Source organism: Allobosea sp. 47.2.35, assembly GCF_024655635.1.
GTDB lineage: Bacteria > Pseudomonadota > Alphaproteobacteria > Rhizobiales > Beijerinckiaceae > Allobosea.
Genome location: NZ_JANLGI010000003.1, coordinates 250315 through 264913 on the forward strand (window position 1 = coordinate 250315; position 14599 = coordinate 264913).

The window sequence follows — 14599 nt, forward strand, 5'->3', positions numbered from 1 at the left end:
GATCGAGGAGATTCCGATGGCCTTCACCTGCACGATTCCCGCCACGCCGACCGTCCAGCAGGACGACGAGACGATCCGGATCACCCGCTGGGATTTTGAGCCCGGCGCCGTGACCGGCTGGCATGAGCATGGCTGGCCCTATTTCGTGATCATGCTCGTCGCGGGCACGCTGCGCATCCATAACGGCACGGATGTCTCCGATGTGCCGCTGGCACAGGGCCAGGCCTATATGCGCCCCGCCGGCATCCGCCACGACGTCATGAACGGCTCCGACCACCCGATCGCTTTCGTCGAGATCGAGGTGAAGCAGCCCGGCGCGCTCAAGGAACTCACGTTGCCGTGACGGCGACGACCGCGCGACAGACCTCGCCGGCACTCCCGGCGCCACGCGGCGCCGGTCCATGCATTTTTCCGATCCGACTATCGGCTTTTCGTATTCGTCTTTCGGATGATCCGCCTTCGGGCGCATGGCAGGTCGCCGCCGCCGTGATGGCAGGAAATGCCGTTCGCCGAAGTTTTCCCAGCCCGCCACGCAATCATCATGCGCGGAAAGCGCGCTGATCGGCAGAGTATTCTGCACATTTTCGCGCCGTTTGGTTCGTAATTGCTTTTGACAGAAATTTGGCGCGGAGCGATTGTCCCCGGCACAAGCGGTTGGTAGCTCTGCACAGCAATCGCATCCCGCATGCGCCGGTGTCATGCCGACGACAAGAACGGGAGCTGGTTCGAGGGGTCGGCGTTTTCATGGAAGTCTTCCTACAGCAGCTCATCAACGGGCTGACACTGGGATCGATCTACGGTCTCATCGCCATCGGCTACACGATGGTGTTCGGCATCATCGGCATGGTGAACTTCGCCCATGGCGACATCTTCATGCTCTCCGCCTTTATCGCGCTGATCTTCTTCATGCTGATCACGGCGGTGGTCGGCACCGGTGCCGGCATGGTCATGCTGGCGCTGGTCGTGGTGCTGGGGCTGGCGATGTTCTTCACCTCGCTGTGGAACTGGACGATCGAGCGGGTGGCCTACCGGCCGCTGCGCGGCTCCTTCCGCCTCGCGCCTCTGATCTCGGCGATCGGCATGTCGATCTTCCTGATGAACTTCGTGCAGGTCGTGCAGGGCCCGCGCAACAAGTCGATCCCGCCGCTGCTCAACAAGTCGATCACCCTGATCGAGAGCACGACCTATTCGGTCCAGATTTCCTACAAGCAGATCGTCATCATCCTGACGACGGCGGTGCTGCTCGCGGCCTTCTGGTACATCGTGCAGAAGACGCCGCTCGGCCGCGCCCAGCGCGCCTGCGAGCAGGATCGCAAGATGGCGGCGCTGCTCGGCATCGACGTCGACCGCACGATCTCGATCACCTTCGTCATGGGCGCCGCGCTCGCGGCGGTGGCCGGCGTGATGTATCTCGTGCTCTACGGCGTCGTGAACTTCGCCGACGGCTTCACGCCCGGCGTCAAGGCCTTCACGGCCGCGGTGCTCGGCGGCATCGGCTCGCTCCCCGGCGCAGTCATCGGCGGCCTGCTGATCGGACTGATCGAGGTGATGTGGTCGGCCTATTTCACCATCGACTACAAGGACGTCGCCGCCTTCACGATCCTGGCGATCGTGCTGGTCTTCATGCCCTCCGGCCTGCTCGGGCGCCCGGAAGTCGAGAAGGTCTGACGCAATGGCGAACAACCCGACCGTAAACCCGGCCGCTCCCGGCCGCGATCTGAAGGCGGCCTTCAAGGAGGCCGGCTTCGCCGCCCTCGTCACGTTGGGCCTCTGCATCCCGATCATCGCCTGGGGCACGCGCCAGAACCTCGACAACGTCCTGGTGCTCGACCCGCGCTGGGATGCCGTCGCCTGGGCCGTCGCCATCGTCTTCGTCGGCCGCTTCCTGGTCGCGCTGCGCAAGCAGGGCCAGCAGGAGGGCAAGGCCACGGTGCGCATCCTGCCGCACGGCACCATCGCCTTCTTCCAGCGCCATTCCCGCATCTTCTCGCTGTTCGGGCTGGGCTTCCTGGTCACCTTCCCGGTGATCGCGATTGGCCTCGCCGGCTGGGGCGGCGCGCTGAAATGGATCGACAATTTCGGCGTCCAGATCCTGATCTACGTCATGCTCGGCTGGGGCCTGAACATCGTCGTCGGCCTCGCCGGCCTGCTCGATCTCGGCTACGTCGCCTTCTATGCCGTCGGCGCCTATTCCTACGCGCTGCTGGCCAAGAATTTCGGCCTGTCCTTCTGGCTGCTTCTGCCGCTCGCCGGCATCCTCGCCGCCTTCTGGGGCATGCTGCTCGGCTTCCCGGTGCTGCGCCTGCGCGGCGACTACCTCGCCATCGTGACGCTCGCCTTCGGCGAGATCATCCGCCTCGTCCTGATCAACTGGACCGAGTTCTCGAACGGCTATGCCGGCATCTCCGGCATTCCGCGCCCGACCTTCTTCGGCATCCCCTTCACCGCGGCGGATAACGGCTTCGCCGCCGTGTTCGGGCTGGAATTCTCGCCGATCTACCGAACGATCTTCCTCTACTATCTCATCCTGTGCCTGGCGCTGCTGACCGCCGTCGTCACCCTGCGCCTGCGCCGCTTACCCGTAGGGCGCGCCTGGGAGGCGCTCCGCGAGGACGAGATCGCCTGCCGCTCGCTCGGCATCAACACCACCAACACCAAGCTCACCGCCTTCTCGATCGGCGCCATGTTCGGCGGCTTCGCCGGCGCCTTTTTCTCGGCGCGGCAGGGCTTCATCTCGCCTGAATCCTTCGTCTTCATGGAATCGGCGGTCATCCTCGCCATCGTCGTGCTCGGCGGCATGGGCTCGCTCTGGGGCTGCGCCATCGCGGCGATCGCGATGATCGGCGGCACCGAGCTCCTGCGCGAGCTCGAATGGATGAAGCAAATCTTCGGCAACGACTTCGACCCGACGAAGTACCGCATGCTGATCTTCGGCTTCGCCATGGTGGTGATCATGATCTGGAAGCCGCGCGGCCTGATCTCGACCCGCGAGCCCACCGCCTTCCTCAAGGAGAAGAAGAAGATCTCTGCCGATATGGTCCAGGAGGGGCACGGCTGATGGCCACGATCGCTCCCCAATTGACGCCGCAGGGTCGCGCCCTGCTGGAGGTCGAGCAGGTCACCATGCGCTTCGGCGGCCTCACCGCCGTCAACGCCCTCTCCTTCCAGGCGCGCAAGGGCGACATCACCGCGCTGATCGGCCCCAACGGCGCCGGCAAGACCACGGTCTTCAACTGCATCACCGGCTTCTACAAGCCGACGCAGGGCATGATCTCGCTCAACCATGACGACGGCTCGAGCTACCTGCTCGAGCGCATGCCGGACTTCCGCATCTCCTGGAAGGCCAAGGTCGCCCGCACCTTCCAGAACATCCGCCTGTTCGGCGGCATGACGGTGCTGGAAAACCTGCTCGTCGCCCAGCACAACCCGCTGATGGCGGCCTCGGGCTTCACCTTCCTCGGCGTGCTCGGCATCGGCGGCTACAAGGCCCGCGAGAAGGAGGCGATCGAGAAAGCCAAGTTCTGGCTCGACAAGATCAACCTCACCCACCGCGCCGACGATCCGGCCGCCGATCTGCCCTATGGCGACCAGCGCCGGCTGGAGATCGCGCGCGCCATGTGCACCGATCCGGTCCTGCTCTGCCTCGACGAGCCGGCCGCGGGCCTCAACCCGCGCGAGAGCCTCGACCTCAACACGCTGCTGCTCTCGATCCGCAAGGATCTCGGCACGGCGCTGCTGCTGATCGAGCACGACATGTCGGTAGTCATGGAAATCTCGGACCATGTCGTGGTCCTCGACTACGGCACCAAGATCGCCGACGGCACGCCGGCCGAAGTACAGGCCGACCCGAAGGTCATCGCCGCCTATCTCGGCGTCGATGACGAGGAGGTCGAAGAGGTCGAAGCGGAGGTCGGCATCTCGTGACTCAAGCCCAGCCTCTTCTGGCCGTCCGCGGCGTCAAGACCTATTACGGCAAGATCATCGCGCTGAAGGGCGTCGACATCGACGTCAATCCCGGCGAGATCGTCACCATGATCGGCGCCAACGGCGCCGGCAAATCCACGCTGATGATGACGATCTTCGGCAATCCGCAGGCCCGCGAAGGCTCGGTCACCTATGAGGGCCGCGACATCACGCGCATGCCGAGCCACGAGATCGCCAGGCTGGGCATAGCGCAGTCGCCGGAAGGGCGTCGCATCTTCCCGCGCATGACGGTGTTCGAGAACCTGCAGATGGGCGCCGCCGTCCGCAATTTCGAGCATTTCGACGAGGATCTCGAGAAGATCTGCATGCTCTTCCCGCGCATCAAGGAACGCCTGCAGCAGCGCGGCGGCACGCTCTCGGGCGGCGAGCAACAGATGGTCGCGATCGCGCGCGCCCTGATGGCGCGCCCCAAGCTGCTGCTGCTCGACGAGCCCTCTCTGGGCCTCGCGCCCCTGATCGTGAAGCAGATCTTCGAGGCGATCCGGGAGCTCAACAGGACGCAAGGGCTCACCGTCTTCCTGGTCGAGCAGAACGCCTTCCATGCGCTGAAGCTCGCCCATCGCGGCTATGTGATGGTCAACGGCGTCATCACGATGAGCGGCACGGGCAAGGAACTGCTCGCCAACCCGCAGGTGCGAGCGGCTTACCTCGAAGGCGGGAGGCACTGACGATGCAGGGCATCCTCTACGAAGAACCGACGATCTGGCTGTTCCTTTTGGTCACGGTCGTCATGGGCGGCTGGCTCGCCTGGATGGCCGGCCGCGCGATCGCGTTGACCTGGCGGCCGAACTGGCAGCTCGTCGTCTACATGCTGGTGCTCGGCCTGTTCGTGCGCTTCATCCATTTCGCCCTGTTCGAGGCGACGTTGCTGACGCTGCACTACTACATCGTCGATACGATCCTGCTGATCGCCTTCGGCTATGCCGGCTGGCGCTACACCCGCGCCAAGCAGATGACGCGGCAATATCACTGGCTGTTCGAGCCCGCCGGCCCCTTCGGCTGGAAACCGCGGCCGGGGGTCGAGATACGGCCGGAACTACTCTGAAAGTCTCAAGAGCTTGTCGCGTGACAGACCATCGGAAAAGCGCAAGACTGCGGCTCACGGTGGCCATAACGCGCCGAGACGGGCGGCCCGTCCAGCCCGTTGATCAATCAATACAGGGGAGTTGCATCACATGAAGAAACTGCTGTTGGGCGGCATTGCGCTCGGCGCGGTCCTCGCCTTCTCCGGCGTGGCCAATGCACAGATCAAGCTCGGCGTCGGCGGCCCGATCACCGGCCCGAACGCGGCTTTCGGCGCGCAGCTCAAGAATGGCGCCGAGCAGGCCGTCGAGGACATCAACGCCGCCGGCGGCGTCCTCGGCCAGAAGATCACGGTGACCGTCGGCGACGACGTTTCCGATCCGAAGCAGGGCGTCTCCGTCGCCAACAAGTTCGTCGGCGACGGCGTGAAATGGGTGCTCGGCCACTTCAACTCCGGCGTCACCATGCCGGCGTCCGAAGTCTATGCCGAGAACGGCATCCTGATGATCTCGCCTTCGGCGACCAACCCGAAGATCACCGAGCGCGGCCTGTGGAACACCTTCCGCACCTGCGGCCGTGACGATCAGCAGGGCAGCGTGGCCTCGGCCTATCTGCTGAAGAACTTCAAGGACAAGAAGATCGCGATCGTCCACGACAAGACGACCTATGGCCAGGGCCTCGCCGACGAGACCAAGAAGGGTCTCACTGCCGGCGGCGTCAAGGAAGTGCTCTACGAAGGCATCAATGCCGGCGAGAAGGACTTCTCGGCGCTCGTCTCGAAGATCAAGGCCTCCGGCGCCGACTACCTCTACTGGGGCGGCCTGCATACCGAAGGCGGCCTGATCGTGCGCCAGATGCGCGACCAGGGCCTGAAGACGGTCCTCGTCTCGGGTGACGGCATCACCACCGACGAGTTCGCCACCATCGGCGGCCCCGGCGTCGAAGGCACGCTGATGACCTTCCCGCCGGACCCGCAGAAGCGTCCGGAGGCGGCTGCCGTCGTCCAGAAGTTCGCTGCCAAGAACTTCAAGCCGGAAGCCTACACGCTCTACAGCTACGCCGCCGTCCAGATCATGGCGGAAGGTGCCAAGCGCGCGAACTCGACCGATCCGAAGAAGATCGCGGCGGCGCTGCATGGCGGCCAGCCGGTCAAGACCGTGATCGGCGATATCGGCTTCGACAAGAAGGGCGACATCACCCGTCCGGACTACACCGTCTACACCTGGAAGAAGGGTGCGGACGGCAAGATCACCTATGTCGAGAATTGATCTCGGCGGCTGATCCAGCCTCCTGAATGAAAGAGCCCGCTTCGGATCATCCGGAGCGGGCTTTTTGTTGGATGCCTGTGCGGCGGGAGCCAATCTGGTCCGTTATTTCTCCCGGCAGCAGCTCGCAACGACGGCCAAGCCTGCGGCCCGTTTATTGACTCAATGTCTGCGGAACCACGCTCAAGCTCTTGAGAAAGCCGGCGAAACGCAGGAGTCCATCCGGCCAGGGGCCATGCCCGGATTCGCTGTTGAGATGGCCGCTGTCGCCGGCATCGACGAATTCCGAGCCCCAGGCCTCGGCGAGCGCCTTCGCCTCCTCCTGCGTGCAATAGGGATCGGTCGCGCTGCCGATCAGTACCGACGGGAACGGCAGCTTCTCGCGGCGATGTGCGATGAAGTCGGGGCCCATGCCGGGCACTGCGCCCTTCGCCTTCTCGGAAGCCGGCGCGACGAGGAAGGCCCCGGCGACCTCGCCGGGATGCAAATGCTCGGCGGCGAAGGCGACGGCGCTGCAACCGGCCGAATGGGCGACGAGCACGACGGGGCGCGTCGCGCTGCGCACGGCCTTCACGATCTCATCGGCCCAGACATGGCGGGAGGGCTTGTACCAGTCGGCCTGCTCGATGCGGCGCGCCGTCTTGAGGCGGGTTTCCCAGCGACTCTGCCAATGGTCAGGCCCGGAGCCCGACCAGCCGGGGATGATGAGGATATCGACGTCGGAAGATTTCATGATGGGTCAGTGTAGAGCTGTCTTCCCGTGCGAGCTGCAGCGTGAAACGCTGCTGCGCAGACACGGGACCGTCTTACGAAGAAGCGCCTTTCCGTCATGCGGTCCCGCATCTGCGCAGCAGCACTAGCGTGCTGCGGCGCGTGCGGGATGACGAACCGGCCTTCAAAGTAGGTCGCCCCACCAATCGCTTCAAGCGTCGCCGAACACCCGGCGGAAGATCGTGTCGACATGCTTGAAGTGATAGCCCTCGTCGAACATCGCCTTGAGCTCGGAAGCGGAGAGCTTTGCGGCGACGTCCTTGTCGGCCATCAGGTTGGTCAGGAAGTCCTCGCCATGTTCCCAGGTGCGCATCGCGTTGCGCTGGACCATGGAATAGCTGTCCTCGCGGCTGGCGCCGGCCTGGGTGAGGGCCAGCAGCACGCGCTGCGAATTATGCAGGCCACCGAGCCGGTCGAGGTTCTTGCGCATGTTCTGCGGATAGACCAACAGCTTGTCGACGACGCCGGTGAGGCGCGCCAGCGCGAAATCGAGCGTCACGGTGGCGTCGGGGCCGATCATGCGCTCAACCGACGAGTGCGAGATGTCGCGCTCGTGCCAGAGGGCGACGTTCTCCAGCGCCGGTGTGACCATGCCGCGCACGAGGCGCGACAGGCCCGTCAGGTTCTCGGTCAGGACCGGGTTACGCTTGTGCGGCATCGCCGAGGATCCCTTCTGGCCCGGCGAGAAATACTCTTCCGCCTCGTAGACCTCGGTGCGCTGGAGATGGCGGATCTCGGTCGCCAGACGCTCGATGCAGGAGGCGACGACGCCGAGCGTCGCGAAATACATCGCGTGACGGTCGCGCGGGATCACCTGGGTCGAGACCGGCTCGACGGTCAGCCCCATCTTCTCGGCGACATAGGCTTCGACCTGCGGGTCGATATTGGCGAAGGTGCCGACGGCGCCCGAGATCGCGCAGGTCGCGATCTCGGCGCGGGCCGCGACGAGGCGGGCGCGGCAGCGGTCGAACTCGGCATAGGCCTGCGCGAGCTTCAGCCCGAAGGTCACCGGCTCGGCATGGATGCCGTGCGAGCGGCCGATGGTCGGGGTCAGCTTGTGCTCGAAGGCGCGGCGCTTGATCGCGGCGAGCAGCGCATCGACATCGGCGATGAGGAGGTCGGTGGCGCGCGCGAGCTGGACCGAAAGCGTTGTGTCGAGAATGTCCGACGAGGTCATGCCCTGGTGGACGAAGCGCGCCTCAGGCCCGACGATCTCGGCCAGATGCGTCAGGAAGGCGATGACGTCATGCTTGGTGACGCGTTCGATCTCGTCGATGCGCGCGACGTCGAAGACGGCGTCCCTGGCCTTGGCCCAGATCGTCGCGGCGGCCTCCTTCGGCACGACGCCGAGCTCGGCGAGCTTGTCGGTCGCATGCGCCTCGATCTCGAACCAGATACGGAAGCGGGTCTGCGGCTCCCAGATGGCGACCATCTCGGGGCGGGAATAGCGCGGGATCATCGCAAGCCTTTCACTACATTCTCAACGTCATCCCGGGCGGAGCGAAGCGCAGACCCGGGATCCATGCCTGAACCGTTCCGGAATGGATCCCGGGTCTCCCTGCGGTCGCCCGGGATGACGGCGCGTTAGAAACTACACCCACGATCCGCGCGCGGCTTCGGCCGCCCCACGGATCGCTTCGATATTCCCGGCATAGGCCGAAGGCCCGCCCTTGAACACGGCGGAGCCGGCGACCAGCGTATCCGCGCCGGCCTTGACGACCAGCGGCGCGGTCTCGGGCGTGACCCCGCCGTCGATCTCGATGGAGATCGGCCGGTCGCCGATCAGCGCCTTCACTTGCGCAACCTTCTCGACCACCGAGCGGATGAAGCTCTGCCCGCCGAAACCGGGATTGACGGTCATGAGCAGGATGAGATCGACATCCTCGATGAGGGCCTCGGCCGCGCTCGCCGGCGTACCGGGATTGAGCACGATGCCGGCCTGCTTGCCCTGCGCCTTGATCGCCTGCAGCGTGCGGTGCGGATGGGGACCCGCCTCGACATGGAAGGAGATCAGGTCGGCGCCGGCCTTGGCGAAAGCTTCGACATAGGGGTCGACGGGCGCGATCATCAGATGCACGTCGAAGAACTTACTGGTGTGCGGGCGGATGGCCCTCAGCACATCGGGACCGAAGGTGATGTTCGGCACGAAATGCCCGTCCATCACATCGCAATGGATCCAGTCGGCGCCGGCGGCGTCGACCGCGCGCACCTCCTCGCCGAGCTTGGCGAAATCGGCCGAGAGGATCGAGGGAGCGATGCGGATGGGGCTGGTCATGGCCGGGGGTTTAGCCCCGCTGGCCCGCCGCCGCAATCAGGCGGAACGCAATTTCACCGGAAAGGACAGCCTGCGGTCCGCTTCCGCGGTCTCCGCTACCACCTGGGCGAAAGACGGACGCTGCTTGAGGCGCGCATACCACTCCGCCAGCCCGGGATAGCCGTCAAGCGACGGCCCGCCGAGGCGGCGGATGAAGAGCATGCTCATGAAGATCGCGATATCCGCCACCGAAAGCCGGCTGTCGAAGAACGGACGCCCGGCCAGCTTCTGCTCCAGCACGTCGTAATGGCGCAGCAGCCCCTCCTCGGCGATCAGCGCGTCTGCCTCCTGCGCGATGCGGCGGTCGCGGTCCGGCGAAGGCGGCTCGGTGCGATACATCAATGGCTTCAGCGCCTGGAACAGGATTTCGTCGCCATAGAGCTCATCCAGCCGGCAGCGGGCCCGCTCGACGGGCGTATCCGGCATCAGCTTCGGCTCGGGATAGGCTTCGTCGAGATATTCGTTGATCACCGTGGAATCGTAGAGGACGAGCCCGCAATCGGTCAGGATCGGCACCTGCCGCTTCGGATTGAGCGCCAGCACCTCCGGATGCCGGGGGTCGTAGCCCGTCGTCTGGTTGAACGGCACCATGATGCGCTGGAAGGCGAGCCCCTTCTCGGTCAGCGCGATCTCGACCTTGCGTGAGAACAGGCTCAACGGCCCGGAATAGAGGGTGATCATGGCGCGGCTCTCCTGCGACGGGGAAAGACTCGCAAGCCCCTGCGTCAACGCCCGTCAGCAGCATCCCGGCGCCGAATCCGCGCCGCGATGCCGCCGAGCAGCCAGGGCAGCAGGTAGATCGGGAACTGCGCCAGCGCGAAATAGAGGAAAGTCGTCGGCGAGACCCCTGCCCCCAGCGCCGCAACCAGCAGGCCCATGTTCCGCTGCCCGGTGCCATAGCCGATCATGAAGCGCTCGGAGGCCGGCAGCAGCCGCAACACCAGCCAGCTCGACACCAATCCAGCTGCAGAGACCGCGAAGACGCACCCCAGCACGAACAGCACGAGCCTGGGATTGTCGAGCGCGGCTTTCGTCACGCCGTCCATCGCCGCGATGGCGAAGATGAAATACATCAGCACGCCGAAGCCATCGAGATTGGCCTTCATCGCCTTGATGCGCGCGAGCCCCAGCCAGAGCCGGATCGCGGCCGCCACCGCCATGCCGCCGCCGATGAAGATCAGGAGGCGCAGCGTCAGCGCCCAGCGGTCGAGCGGCACCGCCGCCCCGGCAAGCAGCTCGACCAGGATCGGCGCGACGATCGGACTGACGATCGTGGTCAGGATAACGCTGGCGATGATCAGCGAGGGCTCGAAGCCGTAGAGGATCGCGACGGCCGGCGAGGACATGATCGGCGGCGCCGCACCCATGATCGCGAGCCCGAGCACGATGCCGGGGTCGAGGTTCTCGCGTCCGACCAGCAGGAGCGCCCCGCCGATCAGCAGCACCGGCCCGGCGATGAGCCAGGCGCAGCTCGCGGCGAGCTTGGCCGGGCGCCGGAGCAGGCCGAGCGTCACGCTCATGTCGAGCCGCATGAACACGACCGTGGTGAAGCAGAAGATCGTGATCGGCAGCGCCGGCCGCGCCATCGCCGAGAATTGCGGCAGCGCGAGGCCGAGGAAGATCGAGAGCGCGAAGCCTTGCGTGCCATGGCGGCCGAGCCACGCGAGCGCGGCAGCGAGGAAGGCGGCAGGATTCATCGACTTGGGCTCTGGAATCGCTCTCGAAACGGACGCAGACTGGCCCAAGGCGCGCGCAGCGTCACCTGTCGCTGGAGCAGCCCGGTCCTGCGCCGGCATAAAATTGCGCATCTATCCACCGACTACAGCTCATGACTGGCCATTTCGGCAAGTTGGCGCAGAAATTGCGAAAGATCAGCCCATTCCGCGCAAAATCCGGTCGCGCCGCTGACAAGCCCGTGCAAACCGGTATCCTTGCGGGAAAAGGGGCTGGCAGGAGCAGGTCATGAAGGTGGATACGATCGTTCTCGGCGCCGGTGTCGTCGGCATTTCGGTCGCGCTTCATCTCCAGAAGGCCGGGCGTGCCACCTTGCTGGTCGACCGTCGTGCGCCGGGCGAGGAAACCAGCTACGGCAATGCCGGCCTGATCCAGCGCGAGGGCGTCTACCCCTACGGCTTCCCGCATGATTTCGGTGCGCTCATCCGCTACGCGATGAACAACACCATCGACGCTCACTATCACTGGAGCGCGATCCCGAAACTCGCGCCCTTCCTCTACTCCTACTGGATGCATTCGCGTGCCTCGCAGCATGAGGCGATCGCGCATAAATACGCCAAGCTGATCGAGCATTGCGTGACCGAGCACGACGCGCTCGCACAGGAGGCCGGCGCCACCAACCTGCTGCGCCGCGACGGCTGGATGAAGGTGTTCCGCACCGAGAAGGAGCGCGACACCCGTCTCGCCGAGGCCGCGCGCTGGAACCGTGAGTTCGGCCTGAACTACCGCGCGCTCGACATGGCGACCCTCAAGGCCGAGGAGCCGCATCTCGACCATGGCAGCCTGATCGGCGGCCTGCACTGGACCGACCCGACCACGGTGATCGATCCGCTCGGCCTGTCCAAGGCCTATGTCGCGCTGTTCGAGAAGCTCGGCGGCAAGCTCGCCATCGGCGATGCCGGCACGCTCCAGCAGAACGGTGCGGGCTGGACCGTCACTCTCGCCGACGGCACCACGGCCGAAGCGAAGGATGTCGTCGTCGCGCTCGGTCCCTGGGCCGACGTGCTCAGCAGGAAGCTCGGTTACCGTCTGCCGCTCGCGGTCAAGCGCGGCTACCACATGCACTACAAGCCGCAGGGCAACGCCGTGCTCAACCATCCGGTGCTGGACACCGAGCGCGGCTATTTCCTCGCCCCGATGCTGCAGGGCGTGCGCCTGACCACCGGCGCCGAATTCGCCGATCGCGATGCGCCGAAGACCCCGGTCCAGCTCGCCCGGGCCGAGCCGATCGCCAAGCAGCTCTTCCCGCTCGGCGAGCGCGTCGATGCCGAGCCCTGGCTCGGCCGCCGCCCCTGCACGCCGGACATGATGCCGATCATCGGCCCGGCGCCGAAGCACAAGGGCCTGTGGTTCTCCTTCGGCCACGCCCATCACGGCCTGACGCTCGCCGCCGTCACCGGCCGCATGATCGCGGAAATGGTCACCGGCCAGAAGGTCTTCGTGGACCCGACGCCGTTTGCCCCGGCGCGGTTCGTCTGAGGCGCCCTTCATAAAGCACCTGTCATCCCGTGCGCGCTGCAGCGTGCAACGCTGCTGCGCAGACACGGGACCGTCACCCGGAAAAGGCGCCTTCTCGTCGCACGATCCCGCATCAGCGCAGCAGCACTGCGTGCCGCAGCGCGTGCGGGATGACACACTCGGCGCGTGCGGGGTGCCCCCTTTTAGTGCGGGATGACACCCGGCACCGGCGCCCCATCGTCATGGCGCCCCTGCGTCCCGCCCCCTCGCCTCCCGTCGCACTCCCTGCCACGATCCGGCTCCCGATTCCCGACCGAGACCTCGCCATGGCCCTCGCCAAACCGCCCGTCCAGGACAATGCCTACGCCGCCGCGCTCGCGCTGCTCGACCGCGTCCCGCTGATCGACGGCCATAACGACCTTCCCTATGTCATCCGCAAGGATGCCAGGGCGAAGGGCGATGTCGCCACCTACGGCCTCGACAAGGTCCATGCCGAGGGCGACACCGACATCCCGCGCATGCAAGCCGGCAAGATGGCGGCGCAGTTCTTCGCGGCCTATGTCCCGCCGAAGCAGCCCAATCCCGCCGGTTTCGCCCTCGCCCAGATCGCGCTGATGCGCGACATCCTCAAGCGCCATGCCAACGTCTTCCGTCCCGGCTTGTCCGCGGCCGATGTCGAGGCCGCCAAGGCGGAAGGGCGCATCGCCCTGTTCATGACCATCGAGAACGGCTCGGCGGTCGATGGCGAGCTCGATGCGCTCGACGCCTATTACGATCTTGGCGTGCGCCTGATGACGCTCTGCCACAACGACACCACCGACTGGTGCGATTCCGCCACCGACGCCCCGCGCCATAACGGCCTCACCGGTTTCGGCAAGGACGTGCTGCGCCGGATGAACAAGCTCGGCATGGTCATCGACCTCGCCCATGTCTCGCCCAAGGTGATGCATGACGCGCTCGACGTTTCCAGCGCTCCGCTGGTCTGGTCGCATTCCAACGCCTTCACGCTCTGCGACCACCCGCGAAACGTCCCCGACGACGTGCTCGACCGTGTTGCCGGCAATGGCGGCGTCGTGATGGCGACCTTCGTGCCCGACTTCATCAGCCAGGCCTCGCGCGACTGGCACCGCCCGGCCAAGGACCAGTACGGCAAGAGCCCCGAAGGCATCGACCACGAGAAGGCTGAGGCCGAGATCGAGCGCAAATCCGGCCCGCGCCCGAAGGCGACGCTGCCGGAGTATTGCGACCATGTCGAATATCTCGCCAAGCGCATCGGCCACGACCATGTCGGCATCGGCTCGGACTTCTTCGGCTGGATCAACCCGGACGGGCTCGAGGACACCACGACCTTCCCATCGGTGATCGCCGAGCTGATCCGCCGTGGCTGGTCGGAGGAAAACCTCGCCAAGCTCGCCGGCGGCAACATGCTGCGCGTGCTGCGTGCGGTCGAAAAGGCGGCAGCTTAGTTCGATCGGACGATCCGCCGGCACCATCGCCGGCTTGAGGCCTGCCCGCGCGGCAACGCGTGGGCAGCGACGTGTTCACGGGCTGCTCTTCCCGACGATCGCGTCAGCGCTCGATTTCAGGCTGGCAGGATCGACGCCGAGCGCGCGCAGCGCTCGCGGCACCACGCCTTGCGGCAGCCCCGCGACGATGCTGACGACGTGAGCGCCGAGCAAGGGCGCGTGATCCCTCCGGGCTTCCGCCAGTTCCTGCATCACGACCTGCCCGGACGCTGCAGCTTGATAGGCGCCGGAATGGGCTGAGACCGGTATGTCGGGCGGCGCGTCCGCTGTCAGGCCGATCGACAGAAGGGCATCCCCGTATTGTCGCTCGATCGCAGCCTTCAGCGCGCCAGGCTCAGCCCCTGCTTGCTCGAAGGCGAGACGGGCCGTGCCATCCGGAAGGTCGAGCGCTGCCAGCAGAAAATGCTCGCCCCCCGGCTCGCGCTGCTGGTCGTGCAGGGCATGGATTTCCGCCCGCTCGCAGAGACGCTTGATCGTGCCCATGTCGTCAAGCTTCGATCTGATGCGTTTGAACATCGCATTCT

The 14599-nt window shown here is 65.8% G+C and carries 15 protein-coding genes; 9 read left to right on the forward strand and 6 right to left on the reverse strand.

The window, feature by feature from the left end:
- The first annotated feature begins 16 nt into the window (after nt 1-16).
- The 7 genes from NUV79_RS06320 (at nt 17) to NUV79_RS06350 (ending at nt 6275) form a co-directional block, all read left to right on the forward strand.
- A complete protein-coding gene (locus NUV79_RS06320) occupies nt 17-343 on the forward strand; it encodes a cupin domain-containing protein (RefSeq protein ID WP_257732215.1) in 327 nt (108 codons plus the stop codon).
- Nucleotides 344-744: 401 nt separating this feature from the next.
- A complete protein-coding gene (locus tag NUV79_RS06325) occupies nt 745-1668 on the forward strand; it encodes an ABC transporter permease subunit (RefSeq protein WP_257732216.1) in 924 nt (307 codons plus the stop codon).
- A gap of 4 nt (nt 1669-1672) precedes the next feature.
- A complete protein-coding gene (livM, locus tag NUV79_RS06330) occupies nt 1673-3058 on the forward strand; it encodes a high-affinity branched-chain amino acid ABC transporter permease LivM (RefSeq protein WP_257732217.1) in 1386 nt (461 codons plus the stop codon).
- 65 nt (nt 3059-3123) lie between these two features.
- Complete coding sequence (locus NUV79_RS06335) at nt 3124-3924, forward strand: ABC transporter ATP-binding protein (protein WP_374678936.1); 801 nt, start codon at nt 3124-3126, stop codon at nt 3922-3924.
- Complete coding sequence (locus tag NUV79_RS06340; protein WP_257732219.1) at nt 3921-4652, forward strand: ABC transporter ATP-binding protein; 732 nt, start codon at nt 3921-3923, stop codon at nt 4650-4652. Before NUV79_RS06335 ends, NUV79_RS06340 begins: the two co-directional genes overlap by 4 nt.
- 2 nt (nt 4653-4654) lie before the next feature.
- Nucleotides 4655-5029, forward strand: coding sequence for a DUF6867 family protein (locus NUV79_RS06345; protein WP_257732220.1), 375 nt, complete (start codon nt 4655-4657; stop codon nt 5027-5029).
- A gap of 130 nt (nt 5030-5159) precedes the next feature.
- Nucleotides 5160-6275, forward strand: a complete 1116-nt coding sequence (locus NUV79_RS06350) for a branched-chain amino acid ABC transporter substrate-binding protein (protein ID WP_257732221.1) — start codon at nt 5160-5162, stop codon at nt 6273-6275.
- Between the two features lie 151 nt (nt 6276-6426).
- On the opposite strand, the gene NUV79_RS06355 is transcribed toward NUV79_RS06350, so the two are convergent.
- From NUV79_RS06355 to NUV79_RS06375, 5 genes are all read right to left on the reverse strand, one after another.
- Nucleotides 6427-7005 (reverse strand): RBBP9/YdeN family alpha/beta hydrolase, encoded by a 579-nt coding sequence (locus NUV79_RS06355; protein WP_257732222.1) that lies wholly within the window; start codon nt 7003-7005, stop codon nt 6427-6429.
- Nucleotides 7006-7194: 189 nt separating this feature from the next.
- Nucleotides 7195-8502, reverse strand: coding sequence for an adenylosuccinate lyase (gene purB, locus NUV79_RS06360; RefSeq protein WP_257732223.1), 1308 nt, complete (start codon nt 8500-8502; stop codon nt 7195-7197).
- A gap of 132 nt (nt 8503-8634) precedes the next feature.
- Nucleotides 8635-9318, reverse strand: a complete 684-nt coding sequence (gene rpe, locus NUV79_RS06365; protein WP_257732224.1) for a ribulose-phosphate 3-epimerase — start codon at nt 9316-9318, stop codon at nt 8635-8637.
- Between the two features lie 36 nt (nt 9319-9354).
- Nucleotides 9355-10038 (reverse strand): glutathione S-transferase family protein, encoded by a 684-nt coding sequence (locus tag NUV79_RS06370; RefSeq protein ID WP_257732225.1) that lies wholly within the window; start codon nt 10036-10038, stop codon nt 9355-9357.
- Nucleotides 10039-10082: 44 nt separating this feature from the next.
- Entirely contained in the window at nt 10083-11054 is a 972-nt protein-coding gene (locus NUV79_RS06375; protein WP_257732226.1) for a hypothetical protein, read from the reverse strand.
- Nucleotides 11055-11319: 265 nt separating this feature from the next.
- Here NUV79_RS06375 and NUV79_RS06380 point away from each other — a divergent pair, with 265 nt between their 5' ends.
- Both NUV79_RS06380 and NUV79_RS06385 read left to right on the forward strand, forming a co-directional pair.
- The gene (locus NUV79_RS06380; protein WP_257732227.1) at nt 11320-12570 is read left to right on the forward strand and encodes an NAD(P)/FAD-dependent oxidoreductase; all 1251 of its coding nucleotides are present in this window, start codon (nt 11320-11322) and stop codon (nt 12568-12570) included.
- A gap of 305 nt (nt 12571-12875) precedes the next feature.
- Nucleotides 12876-14015 carry a dipeptidase gene (locus tag NUV79_RS06385; RefSeq protein ID WP_257732228.1) on the forward strand — a complete coding sequence of 380 codons (1140 nt, stop codon included), beginning with the start codon at nt 12876-12878 and terminating at the stop codon, nt 14013-14015.
- A gap of 75 nt (nt 14016-14090) precedes the next feature.
- Here the strand turns inward: NUV79_RS06385 and NUV79_RS06390 are convergent, their stop codons facing one another.
- Nucleotides 14091-14591, reverse strand: a complete 501-nt coding sequence (locus tag NUV79_RS06390) for a Clp protease N-terminal domain-containing protein (RefSeq protein ID WP_257732229.1) — start codon at nt 14589-14591, stop codon at nt 14091-14093.
- Between the last annotated feature and the right edge of the window lie 8 nt (nt 14592-14599).

Bases quoted from the DNA above. Each gene is read 5' to 3' on its own strand.
- NUV79_RS06335 (WP_374678936.1), top strand. From the start codon at position 3,124: ATGCGCTTCGGCGGCCTCACCGCCGTCAACGCCCTCTCCTTCCAGGCG.
- NUV79_RS06380 (WP_257732227.1), top strand. From the start codon at position 11,320: ATGAAGGTGGATACGATCGTTCTCGGCGCCGGTGTCGTCGGCATTTCG.
- NUV79_RS06325 (WP_257732216.1), top strand. From the start codon at position 745: ATGGAAGTCTTCCTACAGCAGCTCATCAACGGGCTGACACTGGGATCG.
- purB (WP_257732223.1), bottom strand. From the start codon at position 8,502: ATGATCCCGCGCTATTCCCGCCCCGAGATGGTCGCCATCTGGGAGCCG.
- NUV79_RS06370 (WP_257732225.1), bottom strand. From the start codon at position 10,038: ATGATCACCCTCTATTCCGGGCCGTTGAGCCTGTTCTCACGCAAGGTC.
- livM (WP_257732217.1), top strand. From the start codon at position 1,673: ATGGCGAACAACCCGACCGTAAACCCGGCCGCTCCCGGCCGCGATCTG.
- NUV79_RS06345 (WP_257732220.1), top strand. From the start codon at position 4,655: ATGCAGGGCATCCTCTACGAAGAACCGACGATCTGGCTGTTCCTTTTG.
- NUV79_RS06390 (WP_257732229.1), bottom strand. From the start codon at position 14,591: ATGTTCAAACGCATCAGATCGAAGCTTGACGACATGGGCACGATCAAG.
- NUV79_RS06320 (WP_257732215.1), top strand. From the start codon at position 17: ATGGCCTTCACCTGCACGATTCCCGCCACGCCGACCGTCCAGCAGGAC.
- rpe (WP_257732224.1), bottom strand. From the start codon at position 9,318: ATGACCAGCCCCATCCGCATCGCTCCCTCGATCCTCTCGGCCGATTTC.
- NUV79_RS06355 (WP_257732222.1), bottom strand. From the start codon at position 7,005: ATGAAATCTTCCGACGTCGATATCCTCATCATCCCCGGCTGGTCGGGC.
- NUV79_RS06385 (WP_257732228.1), top strand. From the start codon at position 12,876: ATGGCCCTCGCCAAACCGCCCGTCCAGGACAATGCCTACGCCGCCGCG.
- NUV79_RS06350 (WP_257732221.1), top strand. From the start codon at position 5,160: ATGAAGAAACTGCTGTTGGGCGGCATTGCGCTCGGCGCGGTCCTCGCC.
- NUV79_RS06375 (WP_257732226.1), bottom strand. From the start codon at position 11,054: ATGAATCCTGCCGCCTTCCTCGCTGCCGCGCTCGCGTGGCTCGGCCGC.